13 protein-coding genes are annotated in these 20,195 nt (G+C 68.0%); 8 read left to right on the top strand and 5 right to left on the bottom strand.

The genetic code is table 11. The features are described from left to right. Positions 1 to 82: 82 nt before the first annotated feature. From ACZ5IK_RS32590 to ACZ5IK_RS32600, 3 genes are all read right to left on the bottom strand, one after another. Positions 83 to 4,966 (bottom strand): DNA repair ATPase, encoded by a 4,884-nt coding sequence (locus ACZ5IK_RS32590; RefSeq protein ID WP_465491210.1) that lies wholly within the window; start codon positions 4,964 to 4,966, stop codon positions 83 to 85. Further along, a complete protein-coding gene (locus ACZ5IK_RS32595) occupies positions 4,963 to 6,909 on the bottom strand; it encodes a flotillin family protein (protein WP_465491211.1) in 1,947 nt (648 codons plus the stop codon). The genes ACZ5IK_RS32590 and ACZ5IK_RS32595 overlap by 4 nt, the downstream gene beginning before the upstream one ends. Before the next feature lie 80 nt (positions 6,910 to 6,989). Continuing rightward, on the bottom strand, positions 6,990 to 7,583 hold the full coding sequence (locus tag ACZ5IK_RS32600; protein ID WP_465491307.1) for a hypothetical protein: 594 nt from the start codon (positions 7,581 to 7,583) through the stop codon (positions 6,990 to 6,992). Between the two features lie 301 nt (positions 7,584 to 7,884). Between ACZ5IK_RS32600 and ACZ5IK_RS32605 the strand changes: the two genes are divergently transcribed. From ACZ5IK_RS32605 to ACZ5IK_RS32625, 5 genes are all read left to right on the top strand, one after another. Continuing rightward, positions 7,885 to 8,322, top strand: coding sequence for a hypothetical protein (locus tag ACZ5IK_RS32605; RefSeq protein ID WP_101612738.1), 438 nt, complete (start codon positions 7,885 to 7,887; stop codon positions 8,320 to 8,322). A 23-nt stretch (positions 8,323 to 8,345) separates the two neighbouring features. Beyond that, a complete protein-coding gene (locus tag ACZ5IK_RS32610) occupies positions 8,346 to 10,445 on the top strand; it encodes a (Fe-S)-binding protein (protein ID WP_465491212.1) in 2,100 nt (699 codons plus the stop codon). A gap of 48 nt (positions 10,446 to 10,493) precedes the next feature. Next, positions 10,494 to 11,408, top strand: coding sequence for a metal ABC transporter substrate-binding protein (locus tag ACZ5IK_RS32615; RefSeq protein WP_465491213.1), 915 nt, complete (start codon positions 10,494 to 10,496; stop codon positions 11,406 to 11,408). Next, on the top strand, positions 11,405 to 12,148 hold the full coding sequence (locus ACZ5IK_RS32620) for a metal ABC transporter ATP-binding protein (protein WP_410665896.1): 744 nt from the start codon (positions 11,405 to 11,407) through the stop codon (positions 12,146 to 12,148). Before ACZ5IK_RS32615 ends, ACZ5IK_RS32620 begins: the two co-directional genes overlap by 4 nt. Before the next feature lie 73 nt (positions 12,149 to 12,221). After that, positions 12,222 to 13,091 carry a metal ABC transporter permease gene (locus ACZ5IK_RS32625; RefSeq protein ID WP_465491214.1) on the top strand — a complete coding sequence of 290 codons (870 nt, stop codon included), beginning with the start codon at positions 12,222 to 12,224 and terminating at the stop codon, positions 13,089 to 13,091. 4 nt (positions 13,092 to 13,095) lie between these two features. Here ACZ5IK_RS32625 and ACZ5IK_RS32630 read toward each other — a convergent pair whose 3' ends face one another. Further along, on the bottom strand, positions 13,096 to 14,262 hold the full coding sequence (locus ACZ5IK_RS32630) for a PucR family transcriptional regulator (protein ID WP_465491215.1): 1,167 nt from the start codon (positions 14,260 to 14,262) through the stop codon (positions 13,096 to 13,098). 146 nt (positions 14,263 to 14,408) lie between these two features. Between ACZ5IK_RS32630 and ACZ5IK_RS32635 the strand changes: the two genes are divergently transcribed. From ACZ5IK_RS32635 to ACZ5IK_RS32645, 3 genes are read left to right on the top strand one after another with little or no spacing between them, the layout of a single operon-like run. Further along, positions 14,409 to 15,224, top strand: coding sequence for an ABC transporter ATP-binding protein (locus tag ACZ5IK_RS32635; protein ID WP_465491216.1), 816 nt, complete (start codon positions 14,409 to 14,411; stop codon positions 15,222 to 15,224). 17 nt (positions 15,225 to 15,241) lie between these two features. After that, the gene (locus tag ACZ5IK_RS32640) at positions 15,242 to 16,219 is read left to right on the top strand and encodes an ABC transporter substrate-binding protein (protein WP_465491217.1); all 978 of its coding nucleotides are present in this window, start codon (positions 15,242 to 15,244) and stop codon (positions 16,217 to 16,219) included. Beyond that, positions 16,219 to 18,258, top strand: coding sequence for an iron ABC transporter permease (locus ACZ5IK_RS32645; RefSeq protein ID WP_465491218.1), 2,040 nt, complete (start codon positions 16,219 to 16,221; stop codon positions 18,256 to 18,258). Before ACZ5IK_RS32640 ends, ACZ5IK_RS32645 begins: the two co-directional genes overlap by 1 nt. A 60-nt stretch (positions 18,259 to 18,318) precedes the next feature. Here ACZ5IK_RS32645 and htpG read toward each other — a convergent pair whose 3' ends face one another. Then, positions 18,319 to 20,181, bottom strand: coding sequence for a molecular chaperone HtpG (gene htpG / locus ACZ5IK_RS32650; protein WP_465491219.1), 1,863 nt, complete (start codon positions 20,179 to 20,181; stop codon positions 18,319 to 18,321). Between the last annotated feature and the right edge of the window lie 14 nt (positions 20,182 to 20,195).

Raw genomic sequence — 20,195 nt, forward strand, 5'->3', positions numbered from 1 at the left:
CGACCGCAACCGCAAGGCGTCGCCGAATTCCGGCAATGCGTTCCCGGCAGCCGAAATCCGACCACCGAGAACGCACAAGCCCCTACATCACGTCCCGCACGACCATCCGTTCCGAAGCCCGCTCGATCGCCGCTTCCACCGCACCGACCCGGTCCGCCAGCAGGCCCACCGCGCCGACCGCCCGGCTCATCGGGTCCTCGTCGTCCCCGCCGAGTGCCTGCGATCGCAGATAAGCCGCCTTGACGTCCGCCCACCGCTGCGCCTCCGAGGCGCTCAGCCGTCCGCGCAATTCCGCCAGTTTGAGCAGGTTGGCCTCGGCGCCCGAGGTCAGCGTCTGCGCCTCGCCGGCGTAGTGGTCGTCGATCAGCGCTTCGAGTTCGGCGTCGTTCATCGCGGGCACGATCCGCCCGGCGAGCTTGTTCATGTTCCGGTACGAACCCTGTAGCTGGAACGGTGGCTCGACCCGGGACGCGTCCGCCTGCGCCGCCGAAGCGATGTACGCCTGGTTGTTCTTCAGGATGATCCGCTGCACCTGGATCAGTTTCCGCAGCACGGCGAGGATCTGCTCCAGTTCGGTCGCCGAGTACGCGTGCTTCAGCTGATCCGCCCGCACCGAGCCGTCGCCGCGGGCCAGCCGCACGAGAACGTCCACATCGGACCGTTCGCGTGAGACCAGCGGTGCCAGCACGGTGTTCGCGGTGAGCGAGTTCTCGATGTAGCTCAGCGCGAACAGCTCTTCCTTGCCCGACAGTACATCGCCGAGGTTCCACACGTCGGCACGGTTGGCGAGCATGTCCGGGATCCGGAAGCGCTTGCCCTGCTCGGTGTACGGGTTGCCCGCCATGCAGACGGCGAACCGCTTGCCGCGCAGGTCATAGGTCCGTGTCCGGCCGTCCCAGACGCCTTCCATCCGCCGCTGCGCGTCGCACAGCGAGATGAACTTCTGCAGCAGTTCCGGCGACGTGTGCTGGATGTCGTCCAGGTACAGCAGCACGTTGTTGCCCTGCTCCAGCGCGAACGAGATCTTTTCGACCTCTTGCCGCGCGGTCGCGTTGGGCGCGTCCGCCGGATCCACCGACGTGACGTCGTGCCCGAGCGCCGGCCCGTTCACCTTGACGAACACCAGCCCGAGGCGGCTCGCGACGTACTCCATGAGTGTCGTCTTGCCGTATCCGGGCGGCGAGATGAGCAGCAGCAGACCGGACTGGTCGGTGCGCCGGGCGTCGCCGGTCGCGCCGAGTTGCTTGGCGAGGTTGTCGCCGATCAACGGCAGGTAGACCTCGTCGAGCAGCCTGTTGCGCACGAAGGCGCTCATCACCTTCGGTTTGTACTCGCCGAGCCGCAGCCTGTCCCGCTCGGCCGCGACGAGTTCGTTGCGCTGCCGCTGGTACGCCCGGAAACCCGGCACCCGGTCACGCCGGAATCGCTGCGTCCTGGCCAGCGTCTCGTCGAGCCGCAGGGTCAGGGACCGGTTGACGATCCGCGGATGCGAGCCGAGCAGGCCGTCCACGGTGGCCGAAAGCTCGGCCGAGGAATCGTACCGGGGCAGTTCGGCCAGTTCGATCGCGACGGCCTCCGCCAGTTCGTCGCCCGGCAGGCCCGCTGAATCCACAAAGGACGTCAGCCAGGCTTCGGCGAGCTGGTGCCGGTCGGCGAGGTCCTCGAGGGCACGGAGATCTTCGGCGAAGCTCCGGCGGTCGAGCCGGAACTTGTCGAGCAGCGTCCGCGCGCCGCCGCTGGTGACGAATCCCGGCGACGCGTCGGCCAGTTCCTCGAACAGGTACTCGCCGGCGAATTCGAGGTCCAGTGCCAGTCCGGACGACGCGGCGAAAGCGGTCATCGCCTCGGCGAACTCCCGCGCCAGCGAGTCGATCGCCGTGGTGTGCCCGAACGCCTCCCGCACCCGCGCGAGCGACGCGGCCCGCGTCGTCCACGCGGACTTCGCCGCCTCTTCGACGCCGAAAGCCCAGAACAGCTGAGCGGCCGCCCTCGCGGCGGGCGGGTAGCGCAGCAGTCCGGCGGCGGACCGCAGGCGCAGCAACGCGGACAGGATCGCGGCGGCGTCGTGATCGTGCACGCCACGCGCGTAGCCCTCGTCGTACCGGTCCCCCGCGGCGCGCCGGACGACCTCCAGCAGCTCGGCGTCCGGCAAGTCGGGCTTTTCGAGCAGGATCGACGTGGCCAGGTACTCCGCGCGGTAGACGTCGGGCGATTCCGAGACCAGCAGTTGATCCCAGTACGGCCGCGTCGCCTCGAACGATTCGTCCCGCACGGGCGAGCGGTAGTCGGTCCCGGTGATCGCGAACTTCATCCCGCCGTCGTGCGGCACCAGGGTGAGGTCGATGTCCTGGGTGTTGACCGCGAAGGTGTTGCGGCCCAGGCGGATCGTCTCCCCGCCCTCGCCGTACAGGTCGAGCCTGTCGCGTAGCGCTCGACCCGCTTCCTGACGGGCGGCCTTGACCCGGCCTTCGAGCTCTTCGGCGCGCACCTGGTCGCCGAGGTCACGCAGTTCGGCGACGACGCTGCGCAGCTTCGCGACCATGGGATCGGACGCGAAGTACGTGTTGATCTCGTCGACCGAACCGAGCGTGCCGACCCGCCTGGTCACACTCGACAGGATCCGGCCCGCCGAATCGACCAGTCGGTCCGCGCGGCGTGCGCGTTCGTCGAGCAGCGCTTGCTTGCGCGAGGAGAACGCCTCGTAGACGTCCGTGCGCTTCTCGCCTAGCGAAGCCAGGAAGTCGTCGAACTCGCCGAAGCGCGATTCGAGGTTTTCCAGCTGCAGCAGCAATCTGCCGAGCTGTTCGTCGCACCGGTCCGGAGTGTCGGCGACCGCGAGCCCGCCGGTGATGGCCTGCGCCAGCAGGGCGAACTCGGCGGCGAACTCCGCCCGGCCCTCGGTCTCCAGCAGCTCCTTGCGCCGCGCCTCGAGCGTGGCCCGAGCCCGGTTGACGCCGCCGATGACCTCACCGACGCGTTCGAGGATCTTCGTCCGCACCACCGCGTCCGCGATCTCCAGCCCGCCGACGACGTCGGTGAGGACTTCGAGCCCGCCCGACTGCTCGTCCAGCTGCGCGGCGACCGGGACCGCCTCGGCGACGGTGGCGATCGCGCCCGCGGCCTCGATCAGCCTGTCGACCTCGGCGTGGTAGCTCGTGAACGCGTCTTCGCCCTGCAGGAACCGGACGGCCCGCTGCGCGGCTTCGCCGAATTCCGTGTCGAGGTCGGCGATCAACTTGTCGACACGGTCGGTGTCGACATAGCGCAGTTCCCGCACGGTGACGAGATGTCCCCGCGCGCGGTGCATCTCGGCGAGCCTGCGCACCCACGCGTCGGCCGCGTTCAGCGCCTCGCCGCGCACCTTGCGCACGAGAGAGGCGGTTTCCGCGGCCGCCTCCTCGACGGCTTCGGCCGCCTGCGCGGTGAGCGAGGTGACCGTCTCGAACTCGTCGAGCACCTGCTCCGCGGTGACCCGGACGTCCGAAAGCGGCGACCGCAGATCACCGAGTTCGGTCTCGCCGAGCCAGTGATAGTGGTCGAAGACCCTCGCGCACGCGGCGATCAGCGCCTCGAACACGGCGGCCGACGGCGCCATCTCGCCGACCATCCGGCCGATCGAAAGACAGTCCGAGATCCCGCGGACCAGATCGGCGTTGCCGACCCGCTCCAGCGGCCCTGTCCCGGCCGGCTGCGACGCCGCGTAAGTATCCGACTGGAACGGCGTCCGCCACACCTGCATCGGGTGCACCCGGCTCGGCTCGTCGGACATCGCCCGGAACAGCACCATCGTGCCGTCGTCGAACAGCGAGTACCCGTGGCACGGGATCGGGTTCGAGACCTCTTTGCGGATCACGTTGTACGGCAGGAGGAGCGAACGTCCCTCGGCCCTGGCGTGGAAGACGTAGAGCACGTCCTCCCCGTTGGGCGAGCGGATCACGCGCTCGAATTCGAGACCGTCCACGGTGGTGTCGAACGTCTTGCTGATCCCCGTGTCGAGGTAGTAGCCGCCGGGGAAGATGATCCCGTGGTCCTCGGGCAGCCGCTGGCACGCCTGCCCGATCCCGTCGAGGCGCACCACGTCCCGGGTGCGCGTGTTGAACACCAGGTACCGGTACTCGGTCTCCTTGTACGGCAGCATCCGCAGCAGGATCAGCGGGCCGATCCTGGCGTAGGAGACCTCGGCGTCGGCGAGGCTCTGCAGCGGTTCGTCGACCGGTTCGGCGTAGACGCCCTCGCCGGTCTCGGTGTTGTTCTCGACCTTGATCGTCAGGTTGCCACCGACGGTCTCGACGAACACCTCGTCCTCGATCGAGATGTGCGGGTGCCGCCCGAGAACGTGCTGCTCGCGGCTGGTCTCGACCCATTCGAAGTCGTGCGACGGCGGGAAGACGTGGTCGCGTTCGCCTCGGCTGTCCACATAGGACACCGAGCCGTCGGCGGCGATCGCCCAGCGCAGCACGCGGATGTCCTCGGTCCGCGGACCGATCTGGAACACCGCGAGCAACTTGCCCTCGACCCGCCGCAGCTGCAGCAGTTTCGCCTGCCGGTAGTAGCGGTACAGCTCGGCGAAGTCGCGGACGAACTGCTCGTCGCGCAGCAGCCCCGGGATCTCCTCGGCGGACACGTCGTCGAAGCGGAAGGCTTCTTCGTCGTGGCTGAACCCGTGCAGCGAGAAGACGTCGTCGACCGTCGTTTCGGGCTTGAGCCCGATGAAGACGTTGTAGCCGAACAACATCCGCCCGCCGACCGAAACGACGTCCCGCGGCACGCAGTTGTTCGCGGTGCGGATCCGTTCCGTGCCGATCAGCGCGAGCTGCGCGCTGCCGAAGATCCCGAGCCGCGCGGTGTTGAGCTCGTCCGCGCGTTTCGCCAGTTCGGCGGCCTGTGCGGCGAGCCGGGCGCGGAGCACCTCATAGGTGCCCGCGTCCAGCTGCTCCGTTCCTGCCGCCGGTTCGGTCGTCGTCACTGCTTCGCGGGGGCGAGGGCGGCGGCAGACTGGTCGGCGAGGCCGAGCCGCTGCGCCATCGACAGCAGCTCACGCAGCTTGTCGCTGTCCGGGCCGCCCGCCTGCAGCTGCTTGGCCAGGAAGGCCGACAGCGTCAGGTTCTTCACGTCCTCGGTGCTCACCGAGCCGACCAGTTTGGTCAGGTCGTCGGTGAAGCTGCCTGAACCGTCGAGCCACGACTTCCCCAGTGTCTGGACGACGTCCGAGTGCTCGACGAACCCGTCCACGCTCTTGCCGAGCCCGATCGAGCCGATGACCTTCTCGAAGAACATCGTCTCGCCGCCGACGATGTCGATGTCGGCCTTCTCCAGTCCGATGCCGAGCACCGTGGCCTGTGCCTCGGCGACCTCGCGCTGCACGTTGAGGGCGGCGAGCCGGATCTCCTTCTCGGCCTCCAGGCGCAGGCGGTACTCCTCGTGCTGGCGGCTGGCGGTGTCGAGGGCGGCCATCGCGGCGGCTTTCTCGGTGAGACCTTCGGCCTCGCCCTTGAGCTTGTCGCGCATCCCGTCGGCGAGCACGATCGCCTTCTCGCGCTCGACGATCGCCTCGGCGCGGCCGACCTTCTCCAGCGCGTCGGCGTCGCGTTCCTTGACCTGCGCCGCGGCCAGGCCGATGGCGGCCTCCTCGGCCTGGATCCCTTCCGCCAGGCGGATCTTCGCGCGGGTGTCCAGTTCGGCGGTCTGCTGGCGCGCCTCGGCCAGCGTCAGTTCTTCGCGGGCCTTGTGCTTCGACGCGGCCTCGGCGGCTTCCGCGGCCTTGATGTCCTTGACGAGGCTTTCCTGCGCCTCCGCCTCGGCCCGGATGATGATGGCCGAGCGCTGACGCTCCGCCTCTTCGACGACGCGGAGCTTCTTGATGTTCTCTTCCTGCTCCGCCACGGTCTTCTCGACCGCGATCCGCTCACGGATCACCTCGGCGATGGACCGCTTCTCGGTCTCGACTTCCTTGTCCTTGGCGATCCGGGACAGCTCGGTCTCGCGTTCGCGGCCGATGACCTCGAGGAGCCTGTCCTTCTCGATGCGCTCGCTCTCGATGGCGATCACGCGCTCACGGTTCTTGCCCGCGACCTCGATCTCACGCTGCTGGTTCTGGTGCTGGATGCCCAGCTGCTCGTCCGTGCGCAGATCGGCGGCCTGCGACTTGAGCCGCTCTTCCGCCTGCACCTTGGCGATCTCGGCCTCTTCGCGCGCACGCATGGTCTCGACCTCGCGGCGCTGCTTGATCTCGGCGTCGGCCTGCCGTCGCTCCAGTTCGAGGATCGCTTCGCGGGCGTCCACGTTCTGGCGGGTGATCTCTTTTTCCTCGCCGCGGCGGAACTCGTTGGTGCGCACGTGCTCGATCGCGGTCAGCTCGGTGATCTTGCGGATACCCTGCGCGTCGAGGATGTTCGCGGAATCGAGCTGCGACATCGGCGTCTGCTCGAGGTAGTCGATCGCCGCGTCCTCGAGGCTGTAGCCGTTGAGGTCGGTGCCGATGACACGGATGATCTGGTCGCGGAATTCGTGGCGCTTGGTGTAGAGATCCACGAAGTCGAGCTGCTTCCCGACGGTTTTCAACGCCTCGGAGAACTTGGCGTTGAACAGTTCCTGCAGCGTCGCCTCGTCGCTCGCGCGTTCGGTGCCGATCGCCTGCGCGACCTTGATCACGTCTTCGACGGTCTTGTTGACCCGGACGAAGAACGAGATCCGGATGTCGGCGCGGATGTTGTCCCGGCAGATCAGGCCTTCACGGCCGGTTCGGGTGATTTCCATCGCCTTGACCGAAGTGTCCATGATTTCGGCCTTGTGCAGCACCGGAAGGACGATCGCACCGGTGAAGGTGACGTCCACCCGGCGGACCTTCGAGATGATCAGTGCCTTCCCCTGTGGCACCTTCTTGAACAACCTGGTGATCGTGAAGAGCAAGACCAGGAGGATGACAACTATCACGGCGATCAGAACGCCGGCCCCCACGCTGATGGCACCCATAGTGTTCCTTTTCTGCTTCAGATGTCCAAGGACTCGACCCAGAAGAACTCGCCTTCGGAGTCGTAGTCATAGAGAACTACGCGGCTCCCCGCCGTCAGGTTGCCTTGACCCGCCTGCCGAACGTCCACAATGGCCGACGATCCGTCGGCGGCGGTGGCTTCGGCCTGGCCGAAGTCGTGGGTGACGGACGAAGTGCGGATGACCGCGGCACGACCGACGAAGTCCCTCCGGCTCGGTTCCTTCGCGGGACCGAACACCCGGCGCAGTGGCACCACGATCACCCTCGTCCCGAGTGTGCCGAGGACGAGCGCGATGGCGAGCACGCCGAAGCCGAACCCGATCCTCGAAGGGGTCGAAAGCTCCAAGTCATCGAGAAGAACCGTTCCTGCCAGGCTGGCGAACCAGGTGAATGCGATCAGCAAGGAGAGCGAAATGGACAGTGGGACCCCGCCGAAGCCCGCCAGGAGCCCTTCGCCGCCGCCGAATTCGACTGAGTCGTCGATGCCGAAGGCGCCGAGCAGTGCCAGCAGCCAATAGCCGATCACCACGATCAGCAGGAAGCTGAAGAGCACGGCCGGAAACCCCAGAGCCGCGGTGACGAACCCGCCCATCGCCGTCGTTCCCTCCCCCATTACCCCGGGTCAGGACTATAACCAGCGCGTGACACCCGGCGGGCCGTTTTCGGCTACGAGTGGGTCACGGTGTGCGGAAGCGTGCGCACGGGTCGTCGCCCTGCCGCAAGTAGTCCTCTAATTGCGGGACAGGGCCACTCACGAGGCCCGGGCGGGTGCGGAGCGTTACGCCGACCGGCCGCCCGGAAGCCATCCGGTTGGACCTGTCGCGCCACCGGGGCGCCCCCTACTCTCCAGTATTGAGAGTGACACAGGACACACCACGGTCTTGGGAGGCTCCATGGGGTGGCACGTTCGCGAGGTGATCGACGGGGATCAGCGCGAACGGCGGATCCGCCACGTCACCCGATGCCTGAGCTGCACGCTCACCTGCGTCCATTGTGGACTTCCGGCCGGATTCGCCCTCCCCGTGGGACATCCCGGACTCGGCGTTGTCGAGCACCTCCCTGGCTCGACAACGCCCGGCCTGCCCGACCTCGCCCTGCTGCACCGGTTCTGCCGGGACAACCTCGCCGCGGAACCCGGTATCGCGCTCAGGCGCGCTTACCTCGGCCTGGCGACCGAACTCTTCGAAGCGGGGCGGCGGATCCGCCGTCTCCGCAGGCTCGGCGTGCATCCGCCACGGCCGGGACATCTCGAGGCCTACCGAAAACGGTGGCGAGTGGCCAAAATGCGGTACGCCTGCAAGGCGTGCCGGTACTACACCGGCTCTCACTGAGCCGATTCTCCCCCGGAGGACTCGTGCTCGTTCGTCTCATCCTCGGCCTGCTCATCACCGTCGCCGGTCTCGCTTTCGCCGCCCGCCGCGCCGTCTGGCTCGCCAAACTCATCCGATCCGGCCAGCCGGACGAAAAACGGTCGGACGTCATGGCCGTGCGCGCGAAAACGCATCTGGCCGAGGTCTTCGGGCAGCGCAAGCTGCTGAAGTGGTCCGTCCCCGGGCTCGCGCATCTGTTCACGTTCTGGGGCTTCGTGATCCTCGGCTCGGTCTACGTCGAGGCGTACGGCGCCCTGTTCGACCACGACTTCCACATCCCGCTCATCGGGCACTGGGCGGTGCTGGGTTTCCTGCAGGACTTCATCGCCGTCGCGGTCGTCGCCTCGCTCGTGGTCTTCGCGGTCATCCGGATCCGCCAGGCCCCGGAACGCAAGGATCGCGCGTCCCGGTTCTTCGGTTCGCACACCGGCGGCGCCTGGCTGATCCTGTTCATGATCTTCAACGTCATCTGGACGATGTTCTTCTTCCGCGGCGCGTCGGCGGCGGTCGGCGTCTTCCCGTACGAGTCGGGCGCGTGGGTCTCCCTCGGCGTCGGCGAACTCCTGGAGCCACTCGGCCTCTCGGTCACCGAGCCGCTGGAGACGGTCGGGCTGCTGCTGCACATCGGTGTCATGCTGGCGTTCCTGTCGATCGTGCTCTACTCCAAGCACCTGCACATCTTCCTGGCACCGATCAACGTCACCGCCAAACGACTCCCGGACGCGCTCGGCCCGCTGCTGCCGATGGAGTCCGGCGGCAAGCCGATCGACTTCGAGGATCCGGGCGAGGACGACACCTTCGGCCGCGGCAAGATCGAGGACTTCACCTGGAAGGGCATGCTCGACTTCGCCACCTGTACCGAATGCGGCCGCTGCCAGTCGCAGTGCCCGGCGTGGAACACCGGGAAACCGTTGTCCCCCAAACTTTTGATCATGGATCTGCGTGACCACCTTTTCGACAGCGCGCCCTACATCCTGGACGGCAAGGAGCCGCCCCAGGAGCGTCCGCTCGTCGGCAAGAAGGAGGACTTCGGCATCATCGACCCGGAGGTCCTCTGGTCCTGCACCTCCTGCGGCGCCTGCGTCGAGCAGTGCCCGGTGGACATCGAGCACGTCGACCACATCGTCGACATGCGCCGCTACCAGGTGATGATCGAGTCCGCCTTCCCGAGCGAGCTCGGCGTCCTGTTCAAGAACCTCGAGACCAAGGGGAATCCCTGGGGCCAGAACAACTCCGACCGCCTCGCCTGGACCAAGGACCTCGGCTTCGAGGTACCGATCTTCGACGGCGAACTCGCCGACGACGTCGAGTACGTCTACTGGGTCGGCTGCGCGGGCGCGTTCGACGACAACGCCCGCAAGACCGTCCGCGCCACCGCGGAGCTGCTGCATCTGGCCGGGGTCAAGTACACGATCCTCGGCACCGACGAGTCCTGCACCGGTGATCCGGCCCGCCGATCCGGCAACGAGTTCCTCTTCCAGATGCTCGCCCAGCAGACCGTCGAGACGCTGAACGCGGTTTTCGAGGGCCGGGAACCGGGGACGCGCAAGATCGTCACCACCTGCCCGCACTGCCTGAACACGCTCGGCCGCGAATACCCGCAACTCGACGGGAACTACGAGGTCCTGCACCACACGCAACTGCTGAACCGCCTGGTCCGCGCCAAGAAGCTGACCCCGGTCAAACCGGTCGACGCCGGCCCGGTGACCTATCACGACCCGTGCTACCTCGGCCGCCACAACAAGGTTTACGAGCCGCCGCGCGAACTCGTCGGCGCGACCGGCGCCACGCTCAGCGAGATGCCCCGGCACGCCGACCGCTCGCTCTGCTGCGGCGCCGGTGGCGCGCGGATGTGGATGGAGGAGCAGATCGGCAAGCGCATCAACCTCGAACGCGTCGACGAAGCGCTCGGCACGGACGCCGAAACCATCGTCACCGGCTGCCCGTTCTGCCGCGTGATGCTGAACGACGGTCTCGTGCAGCGGCAAAGTGAGCAGCGTGGCGAGAACGTCACCGTGCGCGACGTGTCCCAGCTACTCCTGGAGACCGTGCGCGAACGCGACCGCACCGCGACCGAGATTTAAGGCACACGAGAGTTGGAAGTTCGGCATACCGAACTCTAGACTCACGGGATGGCGAATCCGTTCAAGACCGTCTGCGCGCTGGCGGTGACCGCGCTCGTCCTGTCCGCCTGCGGGGGACCCGCAGGCGGACAGGACGACAAGCGGCCCGTGGTGCTGACCACGTTCACGGTCTTGGCGGACATCGCCTCGAACGTCGCGGGCGACAAGCTCAGGGTCGAGTCGATCACCAAACCCGGCGCCGAGATCCACGGCTACGAGCCCACCCCGGACGACATCAAGAAGGCCGCGAAGGCCGATCTGATCCTCGACAACGGGCTGAACCTGGAGGCCTGGTTCGCGCGGTTCGTCTCGGAGAGCGACGCGCCGCACAAGGTGGTCAGCGAAGGCGTCGAGCCCATCGCCATCGGCGAAGACTCCTACCAGGGCAAGCCGAACCCGCACGCGTGGATGTCGCCGAAGAACGTCGGGATCTACGTCGACAACATGGTCAAGGCGTTCAGCGAGGTTTCCTCCGGAGACGCCGCCGTGTTCAAGGCCAACGGTGACGCCTACAAGGCGAAACTGCAGGCGGTCCAGGACGAGATGACCGGCGCCCTGAGCGGGCTGCCGCGGAACGAGCGCGCGCTGGTCACCTGTGAGGGCGCTTTCTCCTATCTGGCGCGCGATACCGGTCTCACCGAGCAGTACATCTGGGCGGTCAACGCCGAACAGCAGGCCACGCCCCAGCAGATCACCCGCGCCATCGGGTTCGTCAAGGAGAACAAGGTCCCCGCGGTGTTCTGCGAGTCGACCGTCTCCGACGCCCCGATGCGCCAGGTCGTCTCCGCGACCGGTGCCGCGTTCGGCGGTGTCCTCTACGTCGATTCCCTGTCCGGTCCCGAAGGCCCGGTGCCGACCTACCTCGACCTCATCCGCCACGACTCGAAGACGATCGTGGCCGCCCTCACCGGAGCGAAGCCGTGAGCGCCGCGATCCGCGTCGAGGACGTCACCGTCCATTACGGCGAGGTCCTGGCCCTCGACGGGGTCGACGTCTCCCTCGAACACGGCCGCGTCTGCGGGCTGATCGGGATGAACGGCTCGGGGAAGTCGACCCTGTTCAAGACGATCATGGGCATGGTCCGGCCGGACTCCGGCACGGTGTCGGTCGACGGCGGCCCGCCCGTCCGCGCGCGCAAGACCGGCGCGATCGGGTACGTACCGCAGAGCGAAGACGTCGACTGGTCGTTCCCGCTGTCGGTGCGGGACGTCGTGATGATGGGGCGCTACGGACATCTCGGTTTCACCAGGAGGCCGCGCCGCGCCGACCACGAGGCCGTCGAACTGGCGCTGGAGCGGGTCGAACTGACCGAACTCGCCGGACGTCAGATCGGGCAGTTGTCCGGCGGGCAGCGCAAACGCGCGTTCGTCGCGCGCGGGATCGCCCAAGGCGCCCGCGTCCTGCTGCTGGACGAGCCGTTCGCCGGGGTGGACAAGCGGTCCGAAGCCACGATCACGCGGCTGCTCAAGGAACTCGCGGCCGACGGCGCCGCGGTCCTCATCTCCACCCACGACCTGCACGCGCTTCCCGGCCTCGCCGACGAAGCGATCCTGCTGATGCGCAAGGTGCTCGCGCACGGCTCCCCCGGCGAGGTACTCCGGCCGGAAAACCTCGCGCTGGCCTTCGGACTCGATGTCCTGCAACGGGAAGAAGAACCCGCGTGAGCGAGCTTGCGAGCGAACCATCGACACAGTGCCCGCTCATGCGGCGCAAAGCGACCCACTACGAGGAGTAGGCATGAGCCTCTACGACCTGTTCCTCGAACCGCTCTCCTACGACTTCATGGTGCGGGCGCTCGCGTCCACGGTGGTCGCTTCGACGGTCTGCGCGGTACTTTCCTGCTGGCTCGTGCTGATCGGCTGGTCGCTGATGGGCGACGCGGTCTCGCACGCGGTGCTGCCCGGCGTGGTGCTCGCGTACATCCTCGGTGCCCCGTTCGCGCTGGGTGCCATCGTCTTCGGTTTCCTCGCCGTGGCGCTGATCGGTGTCGTCCGCGACACCAGCCGCGTCAAGGAGGACGCCGCGATCGGCATCGTGTTCACCACGCTGTTCGCGCTCGGACTGGTGCTGATTTCGGTGACGCCGAGCCAGACCGACCTGAACCACATCATCTTCGGCAACCTGCTCGGCGTCGACACCTCGGATCTGATCCAGATCGGTGTTCTCGGCGTGATCACGCTCGCCCTGCTGGTGCTCAAACGCCGCGATTTCACCTTGTACGCCTTCGATCCCACGCACGCGCACGCCATCGGCTTAAACCCCCGGCTGCTCGGTGCCGCGCTGCTGGGGCTGCTCGCGCTGACCGCGGTGGTCGCGCTGCAGGTGGTCGGCGTGATCCTGGTGGTGGCGATGCTGATCATCCCCGGTGCGACGGCGTACCTGCTGACCGACCGGTTCGGCCGCATGCTCGTGATCGCGCCGTCGTTCTCGGTGCTCGCCGGAGTGACCGGGCTGTACCTGAGCTACCACCTCGACACCGCGTCCGGCGGGATGATCGTGCTGGTGCAGGGCGCCGGGTTCACGCTGGTGTACCTGTTCGGGCCGCGGCACGGGATCGTCGGGAAGCGGCTGGCCAAGCGCAGGCGGGAAGCGGCGCGGGCGGCGTGACGCGTCAGTTCCAGCGGCCGGCGAGCGTCCGGGCGACGGCAGCGCCGAGCGCCCGGACGCCCTGGTAGGAGCCCGGGTCCATCCCGGCGAGTTCGCGGATCCGCCGGAGCCGGTAGTCGAGGGTCCGCGGGTGGATGTGCAACGCCCCGGCGGTGTTCAGCCGGTTCATGTCGTGCCGGTAGTAGGCGTCGAGCGTGGTCACCAGATCGGGCCCGGTTTCCAGCCGCCGCGCGATACCGCGCAACCAGTCGTCGACCTGCGGCAACCGGGAGACACCGAGTTCGACGAAGACGTCGGTCATCACGGGCAGCCTGCCCGGCCTGGCCTCGACGGGCGCGACCCGGCTGATCCGCCGGGCGAGCGCGGCGGTGTCCCGCAGCGCGCGGATCCGGCCGGAAGCCGAGCCTGTCGCGCAGGACCGCCCGGTCAGCTCCGCGCACTCCCGGACGAGACCCAGCGCGCGTTCGCGCACCGTTTCGGGGTCCTCACAAGGGAACAGGGCGACCAGTTCGCCTGGCTCGAGCCAGATCATCGGCACCCGCACGCGTTTCAGCAACGCGCCGATGATCTCCTCGCGCCGTTCCTCCGACGGCAAGGGACCGCCGGAGAACCGCACGACCGTGATCAGGTATCGGCCGGCGGAACCCAGGCCGAGGCTTTCCGAGAGACCGGGGAGCACCGCCTTGTCGTCGAGCAGTGTCTCGGCGAGTTCCCGCGCCCGTTTGACGAACGGCGTACCGCGTCGCTGCCCGGCCAGAAAGCCCCGGAGATAGGCGTTCTGCCCGGCGAGACCGTTGCCGGGCAGCCAGCCGATCATCTCGGTCACGTGAGCGACCTCGTGCAGGCCCGCCGCCTCGTGGATCTCCCGCAGGGTGAGCACGTCGTGCAGATCGAGCACACGCCGCCCGGAGGCCGTGGAAACGCCCTGAGCGCCGCGTTGCTCGCCGAAGGCGGCCAGTACCGCCAGATCCTCGCCCGTGAAAGGCGCGCCGTCGGCGGCGAGTTCGACCTCCCGGCGCCTGAGCAGGACGGCGAAGTCCAGCATCGAGGCGCGGGCCCCGTCCATCCGGGCCGCCGCCCGGAAATCGGGCACCTCGCTCAGATAGACGTCGACCGCCTGCCGCGCGTTGTGTTCCACGCGGTCCCACAGCAGTTTGTAGAGACCTTCCATGTCCTCCCCCGCCTTCTTCGCCGGGAAGGCTACGGACGACGACTGGACGTTTTCTGGACCGGCGCCTGCGGTAACCGGACAATCACCCCGCGCTCTGTGTCACTCACGACATCGGCCTGACCGCACGATTAGGTTAGGCTCCCCTCATGTCTACGGAAGACGCGCTGCTCACCGGCCATGACCTGGTGCTCGCGCACCAAGAGCGGGCCGTGGTGGACGGCGTGTCCCTGTCGCTGCGCGCCGGGACGGTGACCGCACTGGTCGGCCCGAACGGCTCCGGAAAATCGACGCTCCTGCGTTCGCTGGCGCGGCTGCACAAGCCCCGCGAGGGCACCGTCCAACTGGGCGACCGCACCGTCTGGGGCGGGAACGCGTTGTCCGGCAAGGAATTCGCCCGCCAGGTCACGTTGCTGACCCAGCACCGGCCCACCCCCAGCGGGGTCTCCGTGCGCGACGTCGTCTCCTACGGCCGCTACCCGTACCGCTCGGGCTGGCGCGGGGTCGACACCGACGGCGCCACCGCGATCCGCCGCGCGATGGAACTGACCGGCGTAACGCCGATGGCCGAGCGCGGGGTCGACGAACTCTCCGGCGGCGAGCTCCAGCGTGTCTGGCTCGCGTCCTGCCTCGCGCAGCAGACGTCGGTGCTGCTGCTCGACGAGCCCACCAACCATCTCGACCTGCGCTACCAGGTCGAGATCCTCGACGTCGTCCGCGATCTCGCCAACGAAGGCGTCGCGGTCGGTGTGGTGCTGCACGATCTCGACCACGCGGCGATCATCGCCGACGAGGTCGTGCTGCTGAGCGAGGGAACCATCGTGGCCACGGGTGACATCGGGCAGGTGCTCTCCACCGAGCACCTTTCCCAGGCCTACGGCGTCACCGTCCACGTCGCGAACGACCCGGTGACGGGCGCGATCCACTGCAGGCCACTCGGGCGGCATTCGCCCAGGCCCGCCTGAGAAAAGCAGGAAGAACCATGCGTTTGCTGACCCCCGCCGTCCTCGTCGCGACGGCGGCTTTGCTGCTGTCCGCCTGCGGTACCACCGAGGTCCCCTCGGCCGCGCCTAGCGAGTCCGCCGCCGCGACCGGACCGGTCACGGTGACCGACGCGCGCGGCAAGGCCGTCACGCTCAAGGCCCCCGCCAAGCGCGTCGTCGCGCTCGAGTGGGGAGAGGCCGAGATGGTCGCTTCGCTCGGTGTCATGCCGGTCGGCGCGGCGGACGTCGCGGGCTACAACGTCTGGGACAAGGCCGTTCCGCTGACCGCCGAGGTCAAGGACGTCGGCAAGCGCAACGAGCCCAGCGTCGACGCGATCGTCGGGCTGAACCCCGACGTCGTCATCATCGCCGAGGAGCGCGACTCGCCCCTGGTGCCGCAGATCGAGAAGTACGTCCCAGTCGTGGTCACCAAGACCAGTGACGCGAGCCGCAACTTCGACCGCCTGCGCGAGGACTTCAAGCTGATCGCGAAGACGGTCGGCAAGGAGGCCGAGGCGGGCAAGCAACTGTCCGAAATGGACGCCAAGCTCGCCGAAGGCAAGAAGGCCGTCGAGGCCAAGGGCGCCACGGGCACCCCGTTCCTGATGGCCGACGCCTACCTCGAAGGCAGCACCGTCAGCATCCGCCCGTTCGGCAAGGGTTCGCTGGTCTCCGACACCGCCGAGGCCGTCGGCGCGAAGAACGTCTGGACCGGCCAGGTCGACCCGCAGTGGGGTCTCGGCCAGACCGACGTCGAAGGCCTGACCGCGATCAGCGACCCGAAGACCGTCCTGTTCTACAGCGCGTCCGAAGAGGACGTCTTCACCACCGGGCTCGCGCAGAACGCCGTCTACCAGCGGCTGCCTTTCGTGGTGTCGAAGAAGATCCACAAACTGGAGTCCGGAACGTGGACCTTCGGCGGCCCGAAGTCGATCATCTTCACCGCCGACCAGATCGTGAAGGCCCTCACCGCCTGATGCCGAAAGAAGTCCGGGCGCCGCAAGCAGTGCGCACCGCGGTGGTGTCGGCCGGGCTGGTCGCGCTGATCGTCGTCCTCGCCGGCATCCACCTGACCCAAGGCACCTCGACGTCCGGCCCGCTGGACGTGGTGAAGGCGATCTTCGGCCAGGGGGACGCGCAAACCCTCGCGGTACTCGAGGGTTCGCGTGTTCCCCGGCTGCTCGCCGCGCTGCTGCTCGGCGTCGCGCTGGGTGTCGCGGGCGCGGGAATGCAGTCCGTGGCGCGGAACCCGCTCGCCTCGCCCGACACGCTCGCGGTCAACGCGGGCGCGCATTTCGCCGTGGTGGCCATTTCCGCGTTCAGTCTCTCGCTGCCGCTCGTGCCGGTCGGCGGGGCGGCGTTCGCGGGCGGGCTCGCCGCGGCCGTCGTCGTGCTCGGCCTGGCGGGCGGCGGTTCGGCGAGTCCGCGGCTGGTGCTCGTCGGTTCGGCGGTGCTGCTGGCGCTCCAGTCGGTGACCATCCTGCTGCTGCTCCTGTTCGAGCAGGAGACGTCCGGCCTGTTCGCCTGGGGCAGCGGCTCCCTGACGGTGTCCGATCTGCGGGCGACCGGCCAGATGACGCCGATCGTGGTGATCGCCGTCGTGGCGCTGATCGCGATGGGCCGCAAACTCGACGTCCTCGCCCTCGGCGACGACAACGCGACCGTGCTCGGCCTGCGGGTCCGCCGGACGCGGATCGGCGCGATCGTGCTGACCGTCGCGCTGACCGCGGCGGCGGTGACCGTCGCCGGACCGGTCGGGTTCGTCGGGCTGAGCGCGCCGGTGATCACGAAGCTGCTGCTGCCGATCGCGAAACATCGCGTGCTGCTGCCGGTGTCCGGACTGGTCGGTGTGGTGACGGTGCTCGGCGCCGACGTCGTCCTGCGGGCGATCATGGGCTCGGCCGCCGCGGTGCGGGTGCCGACCGGGGTGGTGACCACGATCATCGGCGCCGTGGTGATGGTGTGGCTGGCCCGGCGCGGCCGGGGCAGTGGCTCGCGCCGTCCGGCTCCGGCGGGACGCGTCGGGGTGGCCGGCTCGACCCGGCGGCTCGTGCTGATCTCCGTCGTGCTGGTCGCGCTGCTCGCCGTGATCCCCGTGGCGGGCATGATGTTCGGTGACCGGATGGTGCTGCTCGGCGACCTGATGAACTGGGTCACCGGCAACACCGGGACGGCGCTCACCTTCGTGCTGGACCAACGGCTTCCGCGCGTCCTCGCCGCGCTGCTCGCCGGTGCCGCGCTGGCGGTGTCCGGCTGCGGGATCCAGTCGGTCAGCCGCAACCCGCTCGCCGAACCCGGACTGCTCGGCATCACCGCGGGCGCCGGGCTCGGCGCGATCACGCTGATCACCGTCGTCCCGGTGGCGGGCGCCTGGGCGATCGCGGGTGCCGCGGGCGCCGGTGCCACCGTGGTGTTCCTGCTGGTCTACGGGCTGGCTTGGCGGTCGGGGCTGGATTCGGACCGGCTGGTGATCATCGGCATCGCGGTCTGGTCGGCCGGGATGGCGCTGATCACGCTGCTGATCGTGGTCTCCGACCCGTGGAACTCGGCCAAGGCGCTGACCTGGCTTTCCGGGTCGACCTACGGCCGCACGCTGGAGCAGGTCGCGCCGGTGGCGCTGGCCCTGATCGCGCTGACTCCGTTGCTGTGGCTCAAGCACCGCGAACTGGACCTGCACGCCCTCGACGAGGACACGCCGCAGGTGCTCGGGATGCGCATCGAGCGGTCGCGGCTGGTGATCCTGGGGGCTTCCGGGATCCTGGCGGCCACCGCGGTGTCCGCGATCGGCGTGGTCGTCTTCGTCGGGCTGGTCGCGCCGCATCTGGCGCGGTCGCTGGTCGGCGGGCGGCACGGCCGGATCGTCCCGGTGGCGGCGGCGCTCGGGGCACTGCTGGTGAGCGTCGCGGACACCCTCGGGCGGACGGTCATCGCGCCCGCCCAGATCCCCGCCGGCCTGGTCATCGCGATGGTCGGGACGCCGTACTTCATCCTGGTGCTCTGGCGGACCCGGCCCTGAACCCGCGTGAAGGCCCCCTTCCCTCGGCTGAGCCGAGGGAAGGGGGCCTTCACGCGCTTACTACAGGGTCTTCTGGAGGTGCGTGGCCAGGAGTTTGGTGAAGCGGGCCGGGTCGCCCAGTTCCCCGCCCTCGGCGAGCAAAGCCATGCCGTAGAGCAGTTCCGCGGTCTCCGCGAGCCCTTCGGACTCACCCTTCTCGGCGAACGAGGACCGCAGCCCGGCGACCAGCGGGTGGCCCGGGTTGAGTTCCAGGATCCGCTTGATCTGCGGCATTTCCTGGCCCATCGCGCGGTACATCTTCTCCAGCGTCGGGGTGACGTCGTTCGTGTCGCCGACGATGCAGGCGGGCGACGTCGTCAGCCGCGTCGAGAGCCGGACCTCCTTGACCTGCTCCGCGAGCGAAGTCGTCAGCCAGGTCAGCAGCCCGGAGAACTCTTCCTTCTGCTCGTCGCTGGTCTCGTCGAGTTCGACCTCGCCCTTGGCGACCGACTGGAACTGCTTCTCCTCATACCCGGAGACCGCGTCGACCCACATCTCGTCGATCGGGTCGGTGAGCACGAGCACCTCGTACCCCTTGGCCTGGAAGGCTTCCAGATGCGGGGAGTTCTCGATGCTCTGCCGCGACTCGCCGGTCAGGTAGTAGATGTGCTCCTGGCCGTCCTTCATCCGCTCGACGTACTCACGCAGCGACGTCAGCTTCTCCGGGTCGTTGGTCGACGCGAACGAGCAGATGTCGAGGATCGCGGTGCGGTTCTCGTGGTCGTCCAGCAGGCCTTCCTTGACGGCGCGGCCGAACTCCTTCCAGAACGTCTCGTACTTGTACGGGTTCTCGTCGGCCATCAAGGTCTTGACCGTCGAGAGGACCTTCTTGACCAGGCGACGGCGGATCAGCTGGATCTGCCGGTCCTGTTGCAGGATCTCGCGCGAGACGTTGAGCGAGAGATCCTGCGCGTCGACGACACCCTTCACGAAGCGCAGGTACTCCGGCATCAGCGCTTCGCAGTCGTCCATGATGAAGACACGCTTCACGTACAGCTGGACGCCGCGTTTGCGCTCCCGCATGAACAGATCGAGCGGCGCGTGCCCCGGCAGGAACAGCAGCGCCTGGTACTCGAAGGTTCCCTCGGCCTGGAGCCGGATCGTCTCCAGCGGGTCGTTCCAGTCGTGCGCGACGTGCTTGTAGAACTCGTTGTACTCGTCTTCGGTGACGTCGCTGGAGGAGCGGGCCCACAGTGCCTTCATCGAGTTGACCGTGACGACCTCTTCGCCCTCGGTCATCCGGATGGGCCAGGTGATGAAGTCCGAGTACTTCTTGACGATCTGCTTGATCTTCGTGGCCGAGGTGTAGTCGAAGAGCTGGTCTTCGGTGTCCTCGGGCTTGAGGTGCAGGACGACCGACGTGCCCTGCGGCAGGTCCGGGACCGTCTCGATGGTGTACGTGCCTTCGCCCTCGGACTCCCATCGGACGCCCTCGTCCGATCCCGCGTGGCGCGTCAGCAGCGTGACCTTGTCGGCCACCATGAAGCTGGCGTAGAACCCGATGCCGAATTGGCCGATCAGGTCCTGCGAGGCCGCGGAATCCTTGGTTTCCTTCAGCTTCTTCAGGAATTCGGCGGTGCCGGATTTCGCGATCGTGCCGATCAACGCGACGACGTCGTCCCGGCTCATCCCGATTCCGTTGTCCCGCACGGTGAGGGTGCGGTTTTCGGAATCGGTGTCGATCTCGATGTGGAGATCGTCGGTATCCGCTTGGAGTTCCTTGTCGCGGAAGGCTTCGAGACGGAGTTTGTCCAGTGCGTCGGAGGCGTTGGACACCAGTTCGCGAAGGAAGGTGTCCTTGTTCGAGTAGATCGAGTGGATCATCAGCTGAAGCAGCTGACGTGCCTCCGACTGGAACTCGAGTGTTTCGGCAGAGGTGGTCACGGGGCGATATTACC

The organism is Amycolatopsis sp. NPDC031561 (assembly GCF_055580625.1).

Coding starts and splice junctions, on each gene's coding strand:
- ACZ5IK_RS32640 (WP_465491217.1), top strand. CDS start 15,242: ATGCGTTTGCTGACCCCCGCCGTCCTCGTCGCGACGGCGGCTTTGCTG.
- ACZ5IK_RS32615 (WP_465491213.1), top strand. CDS start 10,494: ATGGCGAATCCGTTCAAGACCGTCTGCGCGCTGGCGGTGACCGCGCTC.
- ACZ5IK_RS32625 (WP_465491214.1), top strand. CDS start 12,222: ATGAGCCTCTACGACCTGTTCCTCGAACCGCTCTCCTACGACTTCATG.
- ACZ5IK_RS32630 (WP_465491215.1), bottom strand. CDS start 14,262: ATGGAAGGTCTCTACAAACTGCTGTGGGACCGCGTGGAACACAACGCG.
- ACZ5IK_RS32645 (WP_465491218.1), top strand. CDS start 16,219: ATGCCGAAAGAAGTCCGGGCGCCGCAAGCAGTGCGCACCGCGGTGGTG.
- ACZ5IK_RS32635 (WP_465491216.1), top strand. CDS start 14,409: ATGTCTACGGAAGACGCGCTGCTCACCGGCCATGACCTGGTGCTCGCG.
- ACZ5IK_RS32600 (WP_465491307.1), bottom strand. CDS start 7,583: ATGGGCGGGTTCGTCACCGCGGCTCTGGGGTTTCCGGCCGTGCTCTTC.
- ACZ5IK_RS32605 (WP_101612738.1), top strand. CDS start 7,885: ATGGGGTGGCACGTTCGCGAGGTGATCGACGGGGATCAGCGCGAACGG.